14 protein-coding genes are annotated in these 20,525 nt (G+C 47.7%); 4 read left to right on the top strand and 10 right to left on the bottom strand.

Translation table 11 applies throughout. The annotated features are described in order from the left end of the window. Positions 1-631 precede the first annotated feature (631 nt). Positions 632-901, top strand: a complete 270-nt coding sequence (locus AB2U10_RS15200) for a hypothetical protein (protein WP_367915782.1) — start codon at positions 632-634, stop codon at positions 899-901. Between the two features lie 108 nt (positions 902-1,009). Here the strand turns inward: AB2U10_RS15200 and AB2U10_RS15205 are convergent, their stop codons facing one another. Beyond that, positions 1,010-3,115 carry a glycoside hydrolase family 97 protein gene (locus AB2U10_RS15205; RefSeq protein WP_367915781.1) on the bottom strand — a complete coding sequence of 702 codons (2,106 nt, stop codon included), beginning with the start codon at positions 3,113-3,115 and terminating at the stop codon, positions 1,010-1,012. A 217-nt stretch (positions 3,116-3,332) separates the two neighbouring features. Between AB2U10_RS15205 and AB2U10_RS15210 the strand changes: the two genes are divergently transcribed. After that, positions 3,333-4,487, top strand: coding sequence for an AraC family transcriptional regulator (locus AB2U10_RS15210; RefSeq protein WP_367915780.1), 1,155 nt, complete (start codon positions 3,333-3,335; stop codon positions 4,485-4,487). A gap of 122 nt (positions 4,488-4,609) precedes the next feature. Here AB2U10_RS15210 and AB2U10_RS15215 read toward each other — a convergent pair whose 3' ends face one another. The 9 genes from AB2U10_RS15215 to AB2U10_RS15255 all read right to left on the bottom strand — a co-directional run bounded on the left by AB2U10_RS15215 (position 4,610) and on the right by AB2U10_RS15255 (position 18,183). Then, a complete protein-coding gene (locus AB2U10_RS15215; RefSeq protein WP_367915779.1) occupies positions 4,610-6,925 on the bottom strand; it encodes a sialate O-acetylesterase in 2,316 nt (771 codons plus the stop codon). A gap of 14 nt (positions 6,926-6,939) precedes the next feature. Beyond that, entirely contained in the window at positions 6,940-7,041 is a 102-nt protein-coding gene (locus tag AB2U10_RS15220; protein ID WP_493820665.1) for a tRNA ligase subunit PheS family protein, read from the bottom strand. A 646-nt stretch (positions 7,042-7,687) separates the two neighbouring features. Next, on the bottom strand, positions 7,688-9,373 hold the full coding sequence (locus tag AB2U10_RS15225) for a hypothetical protein (protein WP_367915778.1): 1,686 nt from the start codon (positions 9,371-9,373) through the stop codon (positions 7,688-7,690). A gap of 213 nt (positions 9,374-9,586) precedes the next feature. Then, a complete protein-coding gene (locus AB2U10_RS15230; protein ID WP_367915777.1) occupies positions 9,587-9,748 on the bottom strand; it encodes a hypothetical protein in 162 nt (53 codons plus the stop codon). 30 nt (positions 9,749-9,778) lie between these two features. Then, on the bottom strand, positions 9,779-11,167 hold the full coding sequence (locus AB2U10_RS15235; RefSeq protein WP_367915776.1) for a PhoPQ-activated pathogenicity-related family protein: 1,389 nt from the start codon (positions 11,165-11,167) through the stop codon (positions 9,779-9,781). Between the two features lie 114 nt (positions 11,168-11,281). Continuing rightward, positions 11,282-12,523, bottom strand: coding sequence for a hypothetical protein (locus AB2U10_RS15240; RefSeq protein WP_367915775.1), 1,242 nt, complete (start codon positions 12,521-12,523; stop codon positions 11,282-11,284). A gap of 1 nt (position 12,524) precedes the next feature. Then, complete coding sequence (locus AB2U10_RS15245; protein ID WP_367915774.1) at positions 12,525-14,168, bottom strand: SusD/RagB family nutrient-binding outer membrane lipoprotein; 1,644 nt, start codon at positions 14,166-14,168, stop codon at positions 12,525-12,527. 12 nt (positions 14,169-14,180) lie between these two features. Next, on the bottom strand, positions 14,181-17,549 hold the full coding sequence (locus tag AB2U10_RS15250; RefSeq protein ID WP_367915773.1) for a SusC/RagA family TonB-linked outer membrane protein: 3,369 nt from the start codon (positions 17,547-17,549) through the stop codon (positions 14,181-14,183). Positions 17,550-17,655: 106 nt separating this feature from the next. Then, on the bottom strand, positions 17,656-18,183 hold the full coding sequence (locus AB2U10_RS15255; RefSeq protein ID WP_367915772.1) for an RNA polymerase sigma factor: 528 nt from the start codon (positions 18,181-18,183) through the stop codon (positions 17,656-17,658). A 317-nt stretch (positions 18,184-18,500) separates the two neighbouring features. On the opposite strand from AB2U10_RS15255, the gene AB2U10_RS15260 reads away from it, so the two are divergent. Together AB2U10_RS15260 and AB2U10_RS15265 are read left to right on the top strand one after the other, a co-directional pair. Continuing rightward, positions 18,501-19,367 (top strand): bile acid:sodium symporter family protein, encoded by an 867-nt coding sequence (locus AB2U10_RS15260; protein WP_367915771.1) that lies wholly within the window; start codon positions 18,501-18,503, stop codon positions 19,365-19,367. After that, complete coding sequence (locus AB2U10_RS15265; RefSeq protein ID WP_367915770.1) at positions 19,364-20,524, top strand: sialidase family protein; 1,161 nt, start codon at positions 19,364-19,366, stop codon at positions 20,522-20,524. Before AB2U10_RS15260 ends, AB2U10_RS15265 begins: the two co-directional genes overlap by 4 nt. Position 20,525: the final 1 nt, after the last annotated feature.

The following is a 20,525-nucleotide window of genomic DNA, read 5'->3' on the forward strand; positions in this document are numbered from 1 at the left end:
TTAAGTCCTAAAAGGCTCCAATCAATGAGACTGTTTTAAAATATCAAGTTCCAGCAACCACAAAAAACTGAACTGAAAGCGTATTTAAATAAAAGCAAATACGGTCAACTGTATTCAGGCATCGACAACTCGGAACTCTTAACTCTCCACTCTCCACTCTCCACCCGGAACTCTCTACCCGGAACTCTCCACTCGGAACTCTCCACTCGGAACTCTCTACTCAAAACCTGAACTTTTATATTATATTTTCAATTTTTACTGAAAATATAAAATTTTCTGTCTTTTTATTTGGAAATAAATTTTCAATAAATTAAACTTGTATCAGGTTAGCCGACCGGACACGAAAAGTTAACCCCTATACAACGTGCATAAATTAAAGAATAACCGGACTTACGTGCTTTTCCTGCTTGTTTCGGAGTATTATGGGAATGATACGCCACTAAAAAATTTTCCCGGTAAGGGGCAGCTCCCGGCAGGTTTCACCTGAAAGGTGCCGGGAGCCAAAAAATATTAAGTTGTATAGATTCACTTGAAATCGGATTAGTCTTAAAGTTTTTTAAGACTAATTTTTTTTGCATTTTCATTTCAATTCGTTTACTTTGTATTTAAAAGTACTTTTAATACTATTATCATGACAAAGCACCAAACGAGTATTGCGCTATTTGCAACGGCAACCCTTCTTTTACTGATTCCCCTGCTGGCTATGCAGTTTACGCAGGAGGTTAACTGGACCCCTGCTGATTTTATGGTAGCAGGAGTTCTGCTGTACGGTACGGCCATTGCCTGTGATTTCACTTTGCGGAAAACAAAAAACAAAAACACCGCGCTCATTCTGTGCGGTGTTATCCTGGTTTTCCTGGTAGTGATCTGGGCAGAGCTGGCAGTAGGGATTTTCCACTGAGGGGAATCCCCGTTCCGGTAAAATTATCCTCAGCAGCCGGCCGGTCCGGAGAAACCTTATTCCCCCTGCCCTTCCGGAAAGTACCAGGACAGGACAGGGGGATTTTGTTTATTTAATGCTGATGGCTACACCTCCGCCCGGCGCCAGAACCGGGCTCAGCACCGTTTTCGAGGTAACTTCCACAGTCCGGATCTTATAGGTCATGGGGTTGGTCTCCCAATGCGTGTCTTTGGCATCTTCGTAAATGATGGCTGTAAATTTACGCCCTGCAGGAAGAAAGCCCAGGTCGATTTTCGCTGTCCGGCCGTTTTCATCGGTTATACCGCCCACAAACCACTCCGCTTTCCCTTTGGCTTTACGGGCAATGGTAATATAGTCTCCGGGCTCTGCTTCCAGGATGTGGGTCTCGTCCCAATCCACGGCCACATCTTTAATAAACCGGAATGCATCCGGGAAACGTTCGTAATTTTCAACCAGGTCAGCAGCCATCTGCAGCGGGCTGTACATGGTAACGTACAGCGCCAGCTGCTTCACCAGGGTAGTGTGTACCCGGTTGTTATTATCGGGGTTATAATAGTCAAACGTAAGCTGGAAAATGCCCGGCGTATAATCCATAGGCCCGCCCACCAGGCGTGTAAACGGCAGGATGGTGGTGTGATCCGGCGCCGAGCCGCCCAAAGCTTCAAATTCTGTTCCCCGGGCCGACTCCTGGGCCAGCCAGTTGGGATAGGTACGGCAAAGCCCGGTAGGCCTGACCGCCTCGTGCGAGTTCACCATGATGTGATGCTTAGCCGCTTCTTTCACCACACGCAGGTAATGCGAGGCCATCCACTGTCCGCTTCTCCATTCTCCCCGCGGAATAGGATATCCCACATAACCCGTTTTCACCGCATTGTACCGGTTATCGTTCATGAATGTAAACGCCTCCCCCATCCGTCTTTCATAATTGGTGGCCGCCGCTGAGGTTTCGTGGTGCATCATCAGCCTTACGCCCTTGCTTTGGGCGTAATCCCGCAGGTAAGCCAGGTCAAAATCGGGGTAAGGCGTTACAAAATCAAACACGTCTTCTTTCCAGAGGCCGTACCAGTCTTCCCAGCCTTCGTTCCAGCCTTCTACCAGCACCTGGTCAAAGCCATGCTTTGCGGCAAAATCAATGTATTTTTTTACGTTTTCTGTCGTGGCACCGTGGGTTCCATTAGGGGTAAGGGCCGAATAATCGGTTTTGCCCAGCTTGGTGTTTGTTTCGTTGGTGTATGCCCAGGTAGAGCCTTTTACAAACATCTCCCACCAGACTCCTACGTATTTGACGGGTTTTATCCAGTCGGTGGTTTCCAGCGCACAGGGCTCATTGAGGTTCAGGATGGTATTGGAGGCCAGGATGTCGCGGGCATCGTCGCTCACCAGCACAGTACGCCAGGGCGTGGTAAACCCGGTCTGTATATAGGCTTTGTTGCCTACGGCATCGGGCGTCAGGTGCACTTTAAACTTCCTGTCGTTCAGCTCCAGGCTCATGGCCGGGTAATCTACCAGGGCCGCCTCGTGAATATTGATGTACAGGTTGTCCGGGCTTTTCATCATCAGCGGGCTCTGCACAGAAAACACGCCCTTATTCTCATACAACGGGTAATTTTCACCTACCGTCAGCGTACGCGTCTTTAACCGGGGAATGATCTCTGAAATAAGCGTGGTACTGGTCCGGTATTCTTCCGTATTGTAATCTCCCGGCAGCCAGAATGCCTTGTGGTCGCCGGCCAGGCTGAATTCGGTCAGCTCATCCTGTATAATAAAGTAATTCAGGTTCTTTTGTTTCGGAAATTCATAGCGGAAGCCCAGCCCGTCGTCAAAAAGCCGGAAACGCAGCAGGATCTCCGTAGCCCGCTTTTCCTGGTATAACGTTACCTCCAATTCATTATAGTGGTTCCTGATGCGGCTCGACTGCCCCCACACCGGCACCCATGAATCATTGACCGAGCTCACCCGGGTTCCGGTCATTGTAAAACCGTCACGGAGAGAGATGCTGTCGTTGGCGATCACAATCCCCAGCTTACCGGGCAGGATCACCGGCTTCCCTTTAAAAGTAAGCGCATAGACGGGTGTTCCTTTCTGATCCAGCGAAAACGTTAATTCGAGATCTCCGTCAGGAGATTTGAGGGTTTCCCGGGCAGACAATCCCAACACGTTCATCCACAGGAGCAAACCGAAAAAGTACTTCATAGCAAGCAGGTTAAAAAAATTGAATAATTTCAAGTAGCGAAAGTACTTTATCAAGACTACACAAAACGACCCTCCAAATCTCCTGCACGTCCGTCTTTTGGAAAACGGCACCCGTTAATCTTCTCCTGAAAACTTCTGTAAAACCTTTCCCATCCGTATATTTGGTAACTCAAACCAGCATATAGCTCACAGCTCATCACTCATAGCTAAAAAACCCATGTATAAGATCATCCTGATGATTGACTTTGCGGAAGAATACAGCAAAGAACTTTTGAAAGGAATAGCCCGGTATTCCAAAGAGCACGGCCCCTGGGTATTTTGCCGTATGCCTCTTTTTCAGCGTGAAACCAAGGGCATGGACGGCATCCTGGAATGGGCCCTGGAATGGGGTGCCGACGGGATCATCGGGCAGCTGTACAATGATCCGCGTGTAGCTTCCTTTATTGAAGCCGGCATACCCATCATTGCACAGGACTTTAAAGAGCGCTTCACGGAAATCCCCAACATCACCGGCGACCACAAGGAGGCCGGCAAAATGGGAGCCGAGTATTTCCTGAAAAAGGGATTCAAGCAATTTGCCTTTTACGGCTTTAAAAATATCGTATGGTCAAGAGAAAGGGCGGAAGGCTACGAAGAACGGATCAACAAAGCGGGCTACAAAGTACATTATTTTGAAAATGACAACTCCGACAACATCTGGTATTACCGGCCCAGTGCCCTGAGCCAGTGGCTGAAGTCGCTGCCCAAACCCATAGCCCTCATGGCCTGTGACGATAACCAGGGCCAGCACATTACCGAGGCCTGCCGCCACTCGGGCATCTCTATCCCGCAGGAAGTGGCCGTGCTGGGCGTGGATAACGACGAAATGGTCTGTGAGTTCTCTGATCCGCCCCTTTCCAGCATAGCCCAGGATGCCGAAAACGGCGGGTACCAGGCAGCGCGCCTGCTGGAGCACATGATCAGGAACGGCACCTCTGATTTCTATGATATCGTGGTTAAGCCTACCCAGATCATCACCCGGCAGTCGTCTGATATTTATGCTACCCATGATGAGCACATCTCCGATGTGCTGAAGTTCATTCACCAGAACCTGGAAAAGCCCATCCAGGTAAATGATGTGGTGAGACAGGTACCGCTCTCGCGCCGTACGCTGGAAAAACGCTTCCAGGAAATTACCGGTTTCCCGGTATACAAATACATTTTTAACCTGAGAATGGAAAAGCTGACGGCCCGTCTACTGGAAACCGATATGAATGTATTCGAAATCGCTATGGAGCTGGGCATGAACGACACCAAAAACCTCTCGCGCCAGTTTAAGCAAATGAAGGGGTGCACTCCAAGTGAGTACAGGAAACAATTTACGCTCAAATGAAAGAGATTAAGCTGTGTATAAACGCTTCGTTAACCGTAAACTCATCGAAAAGCTTCGTTATTATTGACTGAAAGCTGAAATAAGCTACAGCCAGGTGTATCCGTCGGGGTATTCCTGCGCGATTATTTCACGAAGACCATCGGAAAAGTCTTGGACAGATTTTCGTATTTCAACACAACAAAATACTTACCTGATAAATTATACGACCTCAAATCCAGCATTCTGGGATAAGAGATGACATCGTAATGTGTTTTATAAATCTCCCGACCTGTTATATCGTGTATAAACACCTCCAGGTTCTGCCTCTCCCCATCTGACGTAATCTTTATCAAACCATCTGAAACCGGATTGGGGTAAATGCTAAAGCCTGTAAGCGTATTACTCCCATCTACAAGAAACTCATCGGAAAATCCCGAAATACATTTCAATGCCCCCCCATTCAGCTTTGTATAGGCATGCTCCGCCTGAACTCTGTAAACCCCGGGCTGCTCTAAATGGAAATACTCTCCGACTCCTCCGCTGACTATACTTCCGTTAAGACTCCAGTTAAATGAGTCTTGATCTAAAGCATTCTCAGCATGAAGATAAAAAGGGCCTGCTGTCATAATTGTTGGAGAAGGCGGTGTAGGAAAAAACTTATAATTCACTACATCAGAAACCGGACTCGGACAGTTAGGTAAACTGTAGAGTGTAGTTGTTATGGGCTCATCCAGGTTCCTGTTTAAAATAATCTCACTGGAAGTTTCTCCGGTACTCCATTGTATACTTCCCCCCTGCACATTGGTTATAGCTACACGAATAGAATTACCTTCACACTCATTGCCATCACTATTAATAAACGTCAAAGTAGGCTTCAAAGGGGGCTTAACAAAATTCACACGTGTATTAGGACTACTTGCTGAATAACAATTTTGAGCAGACCTGTAGGTAGCAGCATAACTACCCTCATTGGATACCGTTATATTGTTCCCGATATACCCTGAATTCCAATGTACTTCGTATTTGGATGATGCAACCTGTAAAGGAAGAGTTTTGCCCTCACAACCCAGCAAACCTTCAGGAGCTGTTATAACGGGTACAGCAGGAAACACATCTCCTACATTAATTGCATTTGTCTGGTATATATTTCCGTAAGCATCTCTGGCAAAAAACTGGTAAGAACCTTCCCGGGCTTCTAGTGAACTTCCCCTGTTGCCGTTATTCCAATAGTAATCACTGAATTGACGATTTGTACTGAGGCGCACGGTAGATCCTGAACAGCTGTGTTGCAGTTTAACAATATCCTCGGATAAAACAGGAGAAGATGAGACAAAAAAATTATCTGTAAGTGATCCATTCCAGGCCGTAGCCAATTGTGAAAGCCCCATACTCCCTGAGGTATTCTGAAAATGTGCACCGTCGTAGCGAGCAGGCTGAATATTGTCAGTTTCGGGTCCCCCCCATACTCCGGTAACATTCGCAATAAGCCTGTTCTGCGCTTCTATAACAGCCTGACTTTTCGCCTGATTAATTAATGATACCCTGGACACCACCCAGGGTATAACTGCATTAATATCTGCCCTGGATTTATCAATCACACTTTTGATATTATCATAATATTGCGCCTGTGACGACCCTATCACGGTGTCAAATTCTCCCTGGTGCCATAAAACACTCCTGATTCCAAATAGCTTATTTATTGACTGAAGTGTTATTTTAAACGGCAAATAAGGTATTCGAGGATCATATAAAGCAGATCCACCATTGATTGACATTTGCCAGTCTCTGGATGAAGTACCCGTAGTGGCAGCATTGAAGAATAAGATGGGAACGTTAAGTCGCGAGGCCAGCATATCCCCAAGCTCTCCATAACACCAGGGTGTAACTCCTGAGGGCCCGATATTTGTATTTGCGTTAATTTTAGTGAATGCAATATTACTAAAGAAGTCAGGTAAATTTTCGTAACGATCTATATACTCATTGTAATAATTGGGCTGAAAAGCATTTACCCTGTCATCAGTGGCTCCCTTCGCATTAGGATTTGATCCATCTCCCTGAGCGTTCGACTGACCGGCTATTACAAAAACCTCTCCTATTCCTACTCTCTCTACCGTACCTGAAAACAGAACGTTTTCTCCCCTGATACCTCTTACTTCTAACCTGTACCACCCACCTGCACTCTGAATTTTACCAGAAAAAGCCTTTCCTGCTACTTCAGAATCTATAGTGGTCCATGAAGTAGAAACACCTTGTCCGGTACTTCTGGCAATTAAACGGGCTTCTACTCTATCACATTCCTGCTTCACATTCCCGTAAATATGAACATTGCCCGTATTATTGTTATTTCTCTGAAAAACAGACCTCTCTACCGGGAACTGAATACTCAACTGAGCATAAGAACAGGTGCAAATACACAAGAAAAAGAATATTGAAGTAATCTCTTTATAGATTAAGTTCATAATTAAAGCCCGTTTTATATCTCTATAAACTGTTTTAAAAATCTTTGATCGTTTTCAAAAAATAACTGCCGGTCATTTACTCCGCATGTAAGCATGGTAATTCTTTCAATTCCCATGTCAAAAGTAAATCCGGTCTATTCTTCCGGATCTATGCCGCAGTTTTGAATACGTTAGGATCCACTATTCCTAAACCAATAATTCCTACCTGGCCTGAAAGTTTGCAAATATAACACCCACCCGTGGTGCATTCTCCAATGAGATTAATTTTTAATTCTAAATTACGGTCATCCAACTAAAATCTAAAAACACTCAAAATAGGGCATAAACAGGCGCTTAAGGGCATTTTTGCCAGGTTTTAAAAAATTACCCCTCTTGTTTTGGAGAATAAATTTAGTTGTACTATCCCAATTATAGGTTATAGCTACCCTAAATTGAATGGCAGTGAAAAAAAATATTTGATCCTGTTTTTTGCTCATACCCTGTGGTGTAATCTGTTCTGTGGCCTGTTAAAGGAAAATAAAGAAAAAATACTCCCGGGTGAGATAATAGGCTTACTGCCTGCATTTGCAGCTAAAAAAGAAACCCTTACCGGGTAGTACATTCAGAGTGATACAGCCGGAAATGAGTTAGCCGCTGATTATATGTTGAGTAACCGGGCATTTCAAACCGAATCGCTGATGATTTGCCTGTTACTCATTGCAAACCGTTTAACACTTTTTTTCTTTTAGCTGATAGGTCAAAGCAGAATTAATATAGGCCCATTTACAGAACTCTGATAACTTCATTGCTCGAATAAACCTCATAGTTCTTCAAGCCGTTATATACCAACACCTTAACCTTATATAATCCATGAGGTATATTAATCATATTCAGGTCCGTATATCCTCCCACACCCCCTTTGACAAAATTTCTCCCAATATGAGAATTTTGGTAAAATGGATAATAATAGGCCTTACCCTCATTATGTTCCAAAGCCAGGTAAGCTCCTGACAAATTATGGTTTTTAAACCTCAGGTCTTTTAATTTTACAAACAGCATTCTATCATAAAATACCGTTTTACCATACCGCCTGTAAACACTATCTGTTTTAACATCTAACTGTACTTCCCCGGCATCATTACTTCCCAAATCTACCTGTTGCAGTACATTATTATTAAACTTTAAAAGTTTCTTTTCATAGACCTCTGCCAATGACTTTACAATGGTTCTGTCATCCCCCTGATAATAATACACTCCTCTTTTGAAATTAATAAAATTATTCTCAGTACAAACCAAAAGTTTCTTATAATAATTGTTGTAGGCTACTTTATGGACCGCTAAGTAGGAGTAAATATTAAAGCTCAAAGCTGCAAAAACCATAAGAAAACCTATATATCTGATAGTGCGGAAATTTATAGTATTAAACAGAATTGATACAAAAGTAATCAGGGCAAAAAGTGAATAGAACCTATATCTGTCTACAAATGCCTCTTTCAGTTCATTGAAGTTATTTATCCTGCCATGTGCGATTGCGAGTAATGTTCCTAAAAAGAAAATATAAACAGCCCACAAATACACATTATTTGTTTTTTTCTCTTCTTTCTTAAAAAAGGAAAGATAAAAGAGAAGAAGTGTAACCGCTAATATAACTGTTCCGGTCACTGTGGGAATAACAGTCCAATCATCATTAATAAAAGAAAATGCTCCAACCAGCCTTATAAATCCCAACATTTTAGCCAAAAGTCCCTCTACTCCCCAATGCACTTCTTCTAAATATGTTGCCCTCTGATAATCAATAAAGAAGACACCAATAATAAGAAGTGTAAAACCTGCAAAAATAAGCGCCTTCCGGTAGTGTTTAAAATATATCAGAAGCAAAATATACGAGAAAAAACTGATGATTCCATTTCCAAAACTAAAAAGAGCTATACTACAAAAAATAAAAATTAAGCTTAGTTTTACCCCTGAAATACTTCCGTTTTTTTCAAATAAAAGCAAGCCCGCGATACTAAAAAATACTACGGGGCCGTAGTTGGCGGAAACATGAGCCCAATTAATAGCCGTAAAATAAGAATTTGAGAATAAAAATAAAGCAAGAATCAAAACGATAAGAGGTGTAAAGGCTCCTCTATTCAAAAACTTAACAACAATTAAAAATGAAAACAGGATAAACAGGTTGTTAATAAACGTGATAGTATGCAGGTTAATATACCCAAACAACAAATAGTATATCAGTACCTCCACTCTCAAATTAAAAAGCCTGTGGTCAGAGTGAAATTCAAAAAAAATCTTTAACTTTTCCTGTATACCATTATTTTCAATAAGCCTGCGGAGGAAATTTACAGGCGTATCAAAGTCATCCAGATAAGGAAAGTCATAAGTATATTTACAGTTAAAAAGAAAAAAGACCAAAATAACAAGGGATACAACCAAATACAGAACCTTACCTGCCCAACCGCTTATTCTCATCTAAATATATATTTTCATCCTACATCTTCTCCGGCACTTCTATACCCAAAAGCCCCACACTGTTTTTAACGATACTCATCCTCCAAAAGTCAGATAGCAATTAAATTACTAATTAAAGGAATAAAACTACTACTATTGTTGTAATAGTCCCTGCTTTTTCTTCTTTGCTTCCTTTTTCTTTTGTTAAATAAGTCTCCAACAAGTGCCGCCTCCTTACTGCGCCCCTTCATCCTCTGCATTGAGCTGCTCCAAAAGATGCCTGAAATACTGCTCCAGGAATACCGATATTTTTTCCTGTACCTCCTGTTCTTTCATGGCTGCCAGCAACTCATCAAGCTCCTCGGAGCTCAATGAATTGCTGATTAGCTTTTCCATCAATATTTCGGAACGGGAGGGCTGCATAATTTATTCCTGTAATCCGCTTTTATCCGAAATAAACGCCCGTGTGCTCACCAGGTAGCTTCCGCCGGAAGGGTTCCTGTACTTCAGGTCCACGTAGAAACCGTAGTATCCTTTCTCCGGGTTGGGCACCGGTACTTTCAGCACATCGCCGTCGGTGAGCTTTACCCGTGTTTTCTGCCAGAAATTGTTCCGGAAATCTTTGTCTGACGAGCTGGTATACCACAGGGAGGCTTCCATGAGCCCTTCTTTCGGCGCCTGTATGCTCAGCTCTGTTCCGGCAGACGAAGACTGTGCTGACCAGCCCAGCACGGGATAAGGCTTATTCTGCAGGGTGGTGGCAAAAAATCCGTTAAGCGCCTGGAAAGCCTGCTCTCCGCCGCCCAGGTCGTGCCCGGCGTTAGGAACCAGGTGGATCATGTTTTTCCCGGGAATATCGTTCCACGAAAACTTAATGGCATCCAGCGTCCAGTACTCGTCGTTGGTGCCGATAAAGATCATTTTGGGGATGGTCAGATTGGCCCGGTACGAATACGGATCGATCATAGCCTGCAGGGCTTTTCCGTCGGCCGAGCCGATATCCTGGGCAATGCCCAGCTTGGTATAATCTTCGATCTGCACGCTGTAATCGCCATAGGTCTTGTACTGGTAATTCAGGGTGGCAGGCATATTCAGCATATCAATCACCATAGGAGCAATAGCCACTACGCGGGCGTCATCAATGGCCGAAGACAGCCAGGTGGTCCAGCCCCGCTTGGAGGCCCCGCCCACCACAAAACGGTTGATGGTGCCCGAGGTTTTCTGCTTCACCAGCTCCTGGATGGCATCCATTCCTCTTACGGCCGACTTCACCATCGGGAACAGCAACGGCCAGGTATAATCTTTGTCGTTCTTAAACTGGTGCAGGGTGTAGGAGATCAGCTGGTCTTCTGTCATTTTGCCGATGATCGGCTGATTAGGCACCTGCTTGATGATAGCCGTAACCGCCTTATTCTGTTTGGCTATCCCGGCCATGACCGGCCAGTACCCGTCTTGCGATGACCAGTTGGGCTCTCCGTCTTTCACCGATCCGCCGGTAATGAAAAGCAGGGCTCCGTCATAGGCAATGTTCTCCGGCACAAAAACCGTCAACTGGTGCTTCCAGGTAAATTCACGCCATTTCTGCGAAGTAAGGACCAGGTTATACCGGGTAACCCCGTCTTCGGTAAATGTATCGCGGATCTCCCAGCCGTAGGTGGTGTCACCGTTGTATATATAACTTTTCAGGGCGGTTTCAGGCGTAACCTCCACCTTTTTCACCGCCGGCTCAGCCGGGCCGCCCTTCTTTTTCTTTTGTGCCGTAATTACTCCCGGAACCAGCAGGAGCAGACATACCATTATTTTTGCTATTTTCATTTGAATTAAGGTTAGCAGCTTTCAGCCGCCAGTCCTTCACCGGGAAGGAAATGACAGCACAGCCTTTTGTTTACATTTTAATTATTGGTTATACTTTTATGCAGTAAGCAAAACTTATTTACGGTCTATCAGCTTTAACGACTCATTGATCAGTATTTCACCGGTTTCTTCGCCCAGGCTGGTCCGCGAGATATAATTATACTTCTCGAAACTGTTATAATCTACCCGGGTCAGCATATAGCCGAATGCATCGTTGGTCAGACCAAAGAGAAACGGATAACCGGTATTCATCTTTCTTTTCAGGTAATACCCGATGTTCGGAAGCGCCTCTCCGGGAATGGTCAGGATCCGTGCCGGGCCCAGCTCTATAAAGTTCTGTACGGTGCTGACCTTGTTGCCGTTGCTTAGCCGGTATCCCATCGGTGATTTTTCAAGGATATACTTCATCACAGGAGTCTCTACCGGGAACTCCACCGTCTGCGATCGCACCGATAGCACGGGTTGGGTTATTGCCTCGCTTTTGTCCACTATTTTCAGGGCCTCGCTGGCCAGCAGGGTTCCGATACGGATACACTCTTCCCAGGTATTTTCTTCCTTCTCCTGGCGGCGGTTATCGGCTGTGACCATCCCGCCCTGGGCTCCGTTAAAGAAAACGGCTATGCCGCCACCCTTATTTTCTATGGTTTCATAAAGCGGTCCGCAAAGATCCGGGCTCAGTATACCCCGTTTCGATCCGATCACTTCCGGATGAATGGCATAATTGACCAGGGTGCTGACGGGCTTACCTGTCTTTTTACTCCGGATCTGTATGACCCCGCAATGGGGATCATACAAATCAGGGGCGTAATAATTATAGGATATCCCTGCCGGAACCTTCCCATAGCCCACCTTCAGGTCTACCGGTTCCAGGTTCTTTTCTGCCTCGAGAATAGCCTCCGCGATCAGCGCGGTACATTTGTTGAGGTAGTCCATATCGGCGTAGCTCTTACCGTTGGCATCCGGAAAGGCATAGGCATCCGGAGCACTGTGGGTATGGGTGGCACCGATCAGGATATTTTCCGGTGGAATACTGCTTACCAGGGCCCGGGCTTTGTTGCCCAGAACCGCCGGCCACCCCAGGTTATCCAGGGAGACAAACGCCACCTTGGTTCCCCGGTATTCCAGCACCACGGCCCGTACAAACAGGTCACCTTTCTTCTGCGTAACCGGCGAGGGTGTTCCCACTCCTCCCGAAACCGCCAGCAAGGGGTCAGGCGTGATCTTTCTTACGGCGGCTCCGCCCCGCAGCGACTGCCCGTGTACAGACAGTACGGCCAGCAGGAGGAGAAACAGGCCGGTAATTTTTATCCGGTTCATCTTACCACGGTTTGCCGGTTCCCTGAATCACCCACGGTTTAGACCAGGCACTGTTGGATCCTTCGGGCCCGGAATAGGAAGTATTCTCCAGGTGGCCCATAGCCGTTTCGGCATTGGTCTTGTTGAGGTTTCTTTCATCCAGCATATAGAAGAACCGTACCGGCAGTACTTTTCTCAGGGCCTGCGGGCCGGCGGCAAGCTCGGGGTAGCCGGTGCGGCGGTAATCAAACCACGACTCGGCGGCGGCTGTCCAGCTCGAGATCCACTTCTGCTCCATCAGCTGCTTCAGCGTACCGTTGTACTTCACTTTATCACCGGCTATATACGCCGCATATCCGCCGGCTACGCCCCAGGTATCAAATGACGCCTTGATGGCGGCATTGTAATAGGTTTCGGCATTGCCTACCGCCCAACCCCGCTGCGCTGCCTCGGCCAGGATAAAATTCACCTCTGCCGCCGACATCAGCCGGGCTTTGAGCAGGTTTCCTTTGGCCTGCCGGTAAATATCGTTTAACCACGAAACATGCGGGTTATTGGCCGCCTGCTCAGCTGTAGGGCTCAGGTTGTACGTGGCTCCGCCCAGGATGCCCGGCGGCAGGCCTACATAATCCGGGTTGGTATTAATTTCCAGCCCCTGCACGCGCTGGCGCGAAACTATCCTTTTACCGTTCTCGATCTTGTCCACCACACCGGTCAGCGTAGTATCTAACACCAGCGGTATCTGCACTTTGGCCGCCCAAACCCCGATACGCGGGTCTTTCAGATCCTGCAGCTTATTCACCAGGGTAGCACACATCTTGATCCTCCTGAAAAAGCTTCCGCTGGCGTCATAGACAGCGTTAGCCGGCCAGGAGTCGGCATTGCTGTTGCCGGCAAAGCCCATGGCCGCATCATCAGCGGCAGCTGTGATAATCGGGTACTGGGCAGGGTTGCTCACAATTTTCTCAATCCCTGCTTTGGCCACATCCGGCTTTTTGGCAGAAATACGGTTATAATACCTCAGCATGAGCGAATTGGCCAGCTTTCTCCACTTCGCCGGGTTTCCTCCGTAGTACACATCGGCGCTACCGGTAGAGCTGGTATATTCGGCCGCACTTTTCGATAAAAGGGTATTGGCTTTTTCGAGATCAGCCAGGATGCCCGTATAAATGGCTTCCTGGGAGTCAAAAACCGGGAAAGTGTTGGCTCCGCCACCTTCAGCCCCTTTCAAAGCAGCCGAATACGGGGCGTCGCCCCACAAGTCGGCGATCAGACCGAAGATCATAGACTTCATTACCAGCGTTATCCCCTGGTGCAGCTCATAGCCCAGCTCTACCGAGCGGTCATGCACGTACTGGTTGTCGCGTAGAATAGAGTACCATTCTGACCACGACTGACTTCCGCCCCAATCGTAATCGTTATGGGCAGTAGACCAGCCGTCTTTCTGGGTATGTTGCATCAACCCGCCCATGATATCGTCAAAATTTAGCTTCGTCAGCTGCATTCCTGTTTCAGAAAGAACAGTAGACAGCACCAGGTTCGGGTTCGCCTTGTTCGGGTCTACTCCGTTCGGGTTCACGTTCAGCTCTGTCAGGTCATGACAGGAAAACAGGAACAGCGGGAAGAGCACCCACAAACTGACCTTTCTCAATGTGTATTTTTTCATGATCTTTAACAATTAAAATGTAATACCTAAACGGAAACCTATCGGCATAACCCAGGGTGTTACGTTATAACGCTCGATTCCCTGCTTAAACTGGGAAACTCCCCCCTGCACACTTGATTCCAGCTGATAGGCCATTTCAGGATCAATGTTGATCTTGGCCTTGGTCCAGAGAATGATATTCCGGCTGTACACCGCAAAATTCACATTCTGCATGCCCCAGCGCTTCACCAGGCCCGACGGAAGATCATAGCCCAGCGAGATCTCTCTCAGCTTAATGTAGGAAGCGTCATACAGGAAGGCCCGGGTGAACGACCAGGTGGTAGCGCCGGCAAACGGCAGTACGGCGGTTCCCGGACCGCCCAGGTTTTCTTTGTAAACCGGGTTGCCCTGGTCATCTTTCCCTGTTTCAATCACACCCGGCACAAAAACCCCGCCGTGCGGAAGCGTGTACGGTCCGTATTTGAACGGATAGCCGTTATAATCCGGTGTAGGACCACCTACCAGCGGGAAAACATTTCCGTTGATCCAGATCATCGTCTCCTTGTTGGCTACCAGGTAATCGCTCAGGGCCTGGCCTTCAAGCCCGTTCGGGTTGATCAGCTTATCCAGGAAGAGCTGCGAGCGTCCGTTCTCTTCTCCGTAACGATAGGTTTGCGACACAAAATCACCCCCGTTTCGCCAGTCAAAAGACATATTCAGGCTTATTCCCTTATAATTCAGGCTGGTCTGCAATCCCATAACAAATTTCGGGTTGAAATTCCCGATCTTGTTCTTGGTATTGATGGCATCGATCGACTGCCATTTCCCGGTAGCATCCAGGATAGGATACCCATAATATTTTGAATTCGGGTCTTTGACGGTCACAACCTCCGCATCATAAATATCGCCGATCTCATCCCCTACGTACGTCCAGGCACCTCCCCGGGCATCCGTCCATAGGGTATAATAGGGCAGCTCATCCGAAAGCTCCACAATGCGGGTCCGGTTGCGGGTCCAGTTGGCATTGATATCCCAGCGGAAGTTTTTATTGGAAACCGGTGTTCCGCCCAGGCTCAGCTCCCAGCCTTTGCTGGTCAGCAAACCGGCATTCACGTTTTTCGTGATGTATCCCGACGAAGGTGGCAGCTTGGCGCTGAGAATCTGGTTCCGGTTCTCTACGATATAATAGGTAGCGGCCATCCGCAGGCGGTTGGTGAACAGGTTAAGGTCCAGCCCACCCTCATAAGAGGTTACGATTTCCGGCTTCAGATCCGGGATCAGCAGGGTATTGGGCGTGGTCAGCCGCGGTATACCGTCCCAGGCCCCCTTATTGTTCAGGGTGCCCAGCAGGTTATACGGGTTGGCATCATTACCTACCTGGGCCACACCGCCTCGTAATTTGAGCAGGCTTACGGCTTTGGGCAGCGGTATAAACTCATTGGCCAGGACACTCAGTGAAGCCGAAGGATAAAAATACGAGCGGTTTTCAACCGGTAGGGTAGATGACCAGTCGTTCCGGGCGGTAACATCCAGGAATACCATATCTTTAAACCCGAAATTGGCCAGTCCGTAAACACTATAAATCGCCCGCTGGAACCAGGTGCTGGAATAATCCAGGTTAGCCGGTGCTATATTCTGAATGTTGTAAATACCCGGTACAATCAGCCCGGTCCCGCCTTTGGTGGCGTTGTTGACATTCGTGCCTTTCTGGTATCGGCTGTTTCCCCCGGCCGATACCGACAGGCTGAAATCTGAAATGTCTTTCTTATAGGTAGCCAGGAAATCTATGTTTTCCTCGAAGTTACCGATATTGATCAGCGCATACGCTCCCTTCGGGTCGTTGGTATAGCTGTTGGCTACTTTCAGGTCTCTTCTTTCATCCAGCTTATCCAATGAATAACGGGCAAAAACACTGAAATCAGGGGTGATCTGGTAATCGGCCCTTATGTTTCCGTAAATCCTGTCGCGCACAAAGGCATTATTAACCTCATACGCCAGAAAATAAGGGTTATTGTATACTCCCGCATACTGCGACCGCTGCTGAAGGCCTTCCTGGCCGGGCATCCAGTAATCGCGCAGATCCCGGATATCGGTATGCGGCGACACATTGTATGCCCACTGAAGGGGGTTAGCTCCCCGGTTACCCGCCGGGCGGTTATTCGAATTATTCCGGCTGAAATCGATCACTGAGCTCAGGCGGATGGCATTGGTTACTTTGATGGAGGTGTTCAGGTTGATCGTATTCCTGAACAGGTCTGAATTGGGCACAATTCCGCGGTTCCACATATTGGAATAAGACAGGCGGTAATTGTATCCACCCGTATTATTGGCTATCGAAATACCGTTGGTAGTGGTGATACCCGTTTGCACAAAGTTCTTCACATTATCTTTATGCGATACCAGCGGCATCTTCATGGGTTTCCCGTTAGGCCCGATAGGGCTGTTCCATTGTACTTCTTCATAGCCTTTGTCCAGTGCCGCACCGTAGGTTCCGTCTACATTCTCCTCCACCAGCTTGCCAAACGGGTTGGTGAGCGGGTTACCGGAAATATCGGGCGGAATGGCGGAGAACTGGCCTGAACCGAACTGGGTCTGCCATTTCAGGAATTTATAGGGCTGGTCAAAGACCGTGCTGCTATTGACCGATACGGTCATTTTGTTCACATTGGCACCGCTGCGGGTGGTAATGAGCACCACGCCGTTACCTGCTCTTGAACCGTACAGGGCTGCTGCGCTGGGCCCTTTAAGGATAGAAATATTCTCAATATCATCGGGGTTAAGGCTGCTGATGGCATTACCGAAGTCAACCCGGTTATCGTTACCACCGGCACTTACGTTATTCAGCGTATTGGCAATAGGCACCCCGTCAATAACAAACAAAGGCTGGTTATCGCTGTTCAGCGAATTGGCGCCCCGGATAACCATGCTTACCGAAGAGCCCGTTCCGCCCGTAGAGTTGATGGTCACCCCCGACACCTTACCGGCCAGGCTGTTCAGCACGTTCTCCTGCACCACCCGGTTAAGTTCTTTTCCTTCCACTTTACCTACAGAATACCCCAGCGAGCGCTCTGACCGCTTTATTCCCAGGGCGGTCACCACTACCTCACTCAGGCTGTTCTCGTCCGGGATAAGGATCATATCCACCACGCTACGGTTCCCGACCGCCGCTTCGCGGCGCTCATAGCCCACAAATGTAAATACCAGCACCGCATCGTTCCCGGTCACTTCTATGCTGTAGTTCCCGTTCTGATCCGTGGTTACCCCACGGTTGGTATTCTTCTGGATCACGTTAACTCCCGGCAGGCCGCCGGAGTCGTCAGAGGATGTTACTTTACCCTTAACGGTTCTGCCCTGAGCCATGGCGCCCATGCCGGCCAGCAGAAATACACAGAAGAGAAGCATCCTTATTCGGTTAGAACTTTCTTTCATAGGATCTTTAGAGTTTTATTCTCTTACTACTCCCTATGCTGTAAAAAGGACTATTCGCTTCCTCCTGTTTTTTAGAAGATTATTGTATGGCCAGCGGGTACTCCAGGGTATTTTTAAGGTGCTGCTTGGCTTTGATCAGCTGGTTTTTTACCGTATTCTTCGAAATACGCATAATTTCAGCGATCTCCTGGTACGATTTCCCCTCTTCAATATTGAGCCGGAGAATCATCCTGCGTTTCTCCGTGAGCTTTTCAACGGCCCCGGATACCGCTGAAACCATCGTCTCGTCCATGACATCGTCTCCTTCAGCCATCTGCTCAAAAAAGCTCTTCCGCACCTGCTCTTCCCGTTCCAGCTTTTTCAGAAAATCGAAAGCGATATTCCGGAGACTGGCAAATATATAGGCCTGGAGACCGGTGTCAAACGCCAGCTTTTCCTTCCTCAGCCATAGCTTCATGAAGACATCCTGAAGCATATTCTCTGCATCCTCCCTGCTCTTGACAATAGAAACCAAAAAAGTAAGCCCGGGCCGGTAATAGCGTTCGTATAGTTTCCTGAATTCCTCATCGCCAATTTTTTGCTCCTGAAAAAATTTTGCCTTCTCCATTCTATAATGCTTTTTAGGATTAGAAGTATTTACCGTTCTCAAACCTGCCCGTTGTCAAGTATTTAAGAGTAAAACTAAAACAATCCGGCAACACAATATTTGCAAAATGCGTAAAATAATCCTCAAATTGCGCAAACTCCGTAAATATTCATATTTTAATAATATTTGTACATTTTTTAATATTATCATAACATCGGAAAGTTGCATTCTTCCTGATGGCTTATGCTGTACAGTGTAAGCAACGTCAAAAAAATGCACTATGCGCTAGTCCATATCCCGTAAAAAGAAGTGATACTCTTAAAACCTTTCTTTCAACTATGGATGCAAACATCATAACCCAGGTATTTCTTCCGCTGGCGCTGGCTATCATCATGATGGGCATGGGGCTTACACTTGTGATCGATGACTTTAAGCGGGTAATCCTGTACCCAAAAGCCATAGCGCTGGGTATCCTCTTCCATGTAGTGCTGCTTCCACTCATTGCGTGGCTGGTGATCAGCCTGCTTAATCTCAGGCTGGAGCTGGCGGTGGGTCTGATGATCCTCGCCTCCTGTCCTGCCGGCCCCACCTCTAACCTCATTACGCATCTGTCAAAAGGAGATACCGCACTGGCCATTACCCTGACGGTCTTTTCCAGCATGGTCACCATCTTCACCATTCCTTTCGTGGTCAACTACTCCATCAGCCACTTTATGCCCGAAGGCGGATCGGAGCTGCTGCCCCTGTTCAGAACTATTCTTACGGTACTGTTTATCATAGCGGTGCCTGTGGCCATCGGTATGTTTCTGAAGCAGAAATTTCCCGCTTTTGCGGAAAAGTCCCAGAAAACCTTTAAACTTTTATCGGCACTCTTCCTCGTGCTGATCATTATTTCGGCCTTATATAAGGAAAAAGATAACCTGGCTGAATTCTTCAGACTGGCCGGCCCGGCGGCGCTCCTGCTCAATGTGTTCACACTGGGCATCAGCTTCCTGCTGGCCCGGCTGATCCGGCTTTCTTTCCGGCAGAGCCTGACCATATCGATCGAATCGGGCATACAAAACGGCACCTTGGGGATCGCCATCGCTACCACCCTCCTCCACAATGCCACCATGTCTATCCCTTCAGCCATTTACAGCATCATCATGTTTATCACCGCCATAGCCATTATCTATATCGGGAACAAAACCATCCCTTTGAAATGATAAAAACGTTTATCTTACTGATGTTACTGGGTGGCGGATTATATGCCCAGGCCCTCAAAAAGGAAGCCGAAACCTTGCTTTTCCCTCTTCAGCAGGAACACGTTCACAGCAGTTCTATCGTAGAATTGCCCGGCGGTGATTTGCTGGCGGCCTGGTTCCAGGGTAGCGGAGAAAGAACGGCCGATGACGTGCGCATTATGGGAGCCCGCTTTAAAAACGGGAAATGGTCAGCTCCTTTCCTCCTGGCAGACACCCCTCATATTCCCGACTGTAACCCGGTGCTGTTCCTGAACCACGCCGGGGAGCTGTACCTGGTGTGGATAGCCGTACAGGCCAACCGCTGGGAGAGCGCCGTACTACGGGTACGTACCACCACCGACTACCGGGGTGAAGGTGCCCCGCGCTGGACCTGGCAGGACGACATCCTGCTGAAACCGGGCGACGATTTTGCCCGGGAAGTAGAAAACAAGCTCAAAATGCTGCCTCCTACCGGTCATGGCTGGGCCGAATATGCCCCTTCTTACGACGGCATGATCACCGAAGCAGCCCGCGATGCCGCAAAAAGGAGCTTCGGGTGGATGACCCGGATCAAGCCCCTGTTGCTGCCCGGTAACCGGATCGTGCTGCCCCTCTATTCTGACGGCTACAACCTCAGCCTGATGGCCCTCTCAGACGACGACGGGAAAACCTGGAGGCCCGGCAGCCCCCTGGTAGGCCGCGGGCCCATTCAACCGGCGCTGGCAAAGAAAAAAGACGGTACCCTGGTGGCCTACCTGCGCGATAGCGGCGATTACCCGAACCGTGTGCATTACAGCGAATCAGCCGACCAGGGACAAAGCTGGACCCCCTCGGTAAAAACAGACATCCCCAATACGGCTTCGGTAGAAACCCTGGTATTGCAAAACGGGCTCTGGCTGTTTGTGGGCAACGATATAAACGGCGGACGCACCCGCCTGAGCCTCTATGTATCGGACGATGAAGGGAAAACCTGGAAACGAAAATACCGGCTGGAAGACCAGGAAAAAGGCGGATACTCCTACCCCTGCGTGATCCAGTCGGCTAACGGCCTTATTCATATTACCTATTCCTACCACCCGGAAAGTGGCCGGAAGACCATCAAACATGTTCAGATAAAACCGGAAAGCTTAACCCGATAAC

Origin of the sequence: Leadbetterella sp. DM7, from assembly GCF_040829825.2 — a bacterium.
Taxonomy (GTDB): domain Bacteria; phylum Bacteroidota; class Bacteroidia; order Cytophagales; family Spirosomataceae; genus Leadbetterella.

Coding starts and splice junctions, on each gene's coding strand:
- AB2U10_RS15265 (WP_367915770.1), top strand. CDS start 19,364: ATGATAAAAACGTTTATCTTACTGATGTTACTGGGTGGCGGATTATAT.
- AB2U10_RS15240 (WP_367915775.1), bottom strand. CDS start 12,523: ATGAACCGGATAAAAATTACCGGCCTGTTTCTCCTCCTGCTGGCCGTA.
- AB2U10_RS15215 (WP_367915779.1), bottom strand. CDS start 6,925: ATGAACTTAATCTATAAAGAGATTACTTCAATATTCTTTTTCTTGTGT.
- AB2U10_RS15255 (WP_367915772.1), bottom strand. CDS start 18,183: ATGGAGAAGGCAAAATTTTTTCAGGAGCAAAAAATTGGCGATGAGGAA.
- AB2U10_RS15245 (WP_367915774.1), bottom strand. CDS start 14,168: ATGAAAAAATACACATTGAGAAAGGTCAGTTTGTGGGTGCTCTTCCCG.
- AB2U10_RS15205 (WP_367915781.1), bottom strand. CDS start 3,115: ATGAAGTACTTTTTCGGTTTGCTCCTGTGGATGAACGTGTTGGGATTG.
- AB2U10_RS15200 (WP_367915782.1), top strand. CDS start 632: ATGACAAAGCACCAAACGAGTATTGCGCTATTTGCAACGGCAACCCTT.
- AB2U10_RS15220 (WP_493820665.1), bottom strand. CDS start 7,041: ATGGGAATTGAAAGAATTACCATGCTTACATGCGGAGTAAATGACCGG.
- AB2U10_RS15250 (WP_367915773.1), bottom strand. CDS start 17,549: ATGCTTCTCTTCTGTGTATTTCTGCTGGCCGGCATGGGCGCCATGGCT.
- AB2U10_RS15235 (WP_367915776.1), bottom strand. CDS start 11,167: ATGAAAATAGCAAAAATAATGGTATGTCTGCTCCTGCTGGTTCCGGGA.
- AB2U10_RS15210 (WP_367915780.1), top strand. CDS start 3,333: ATGTATAAGATCATCCTGATGATTGACTTTGCGGAAGAATACAGCAAA.
- AB2U10_RS15225 (WP_367915778.1), bottom strand. CDS start 9,373: ATGAGAATAAGCGGTTGGGCAGGTAAGGTTCTGTATTTGGTTGTATCC.
- AB2U10_RS15260 (WP_367915771.1), top strand. CDS start 18,501: ATGGATGCAAACATCATAACCCAGGTATTTCTTCCGCTGGCGCTGGCT.
- AB2U10_RS15230 (WP_367915777.1), bottom strand. CDS start 9,748: ATGGAAAAGCTAATCAGCAATTCATTGAGCTCCGAGGAGCTTGATGAG.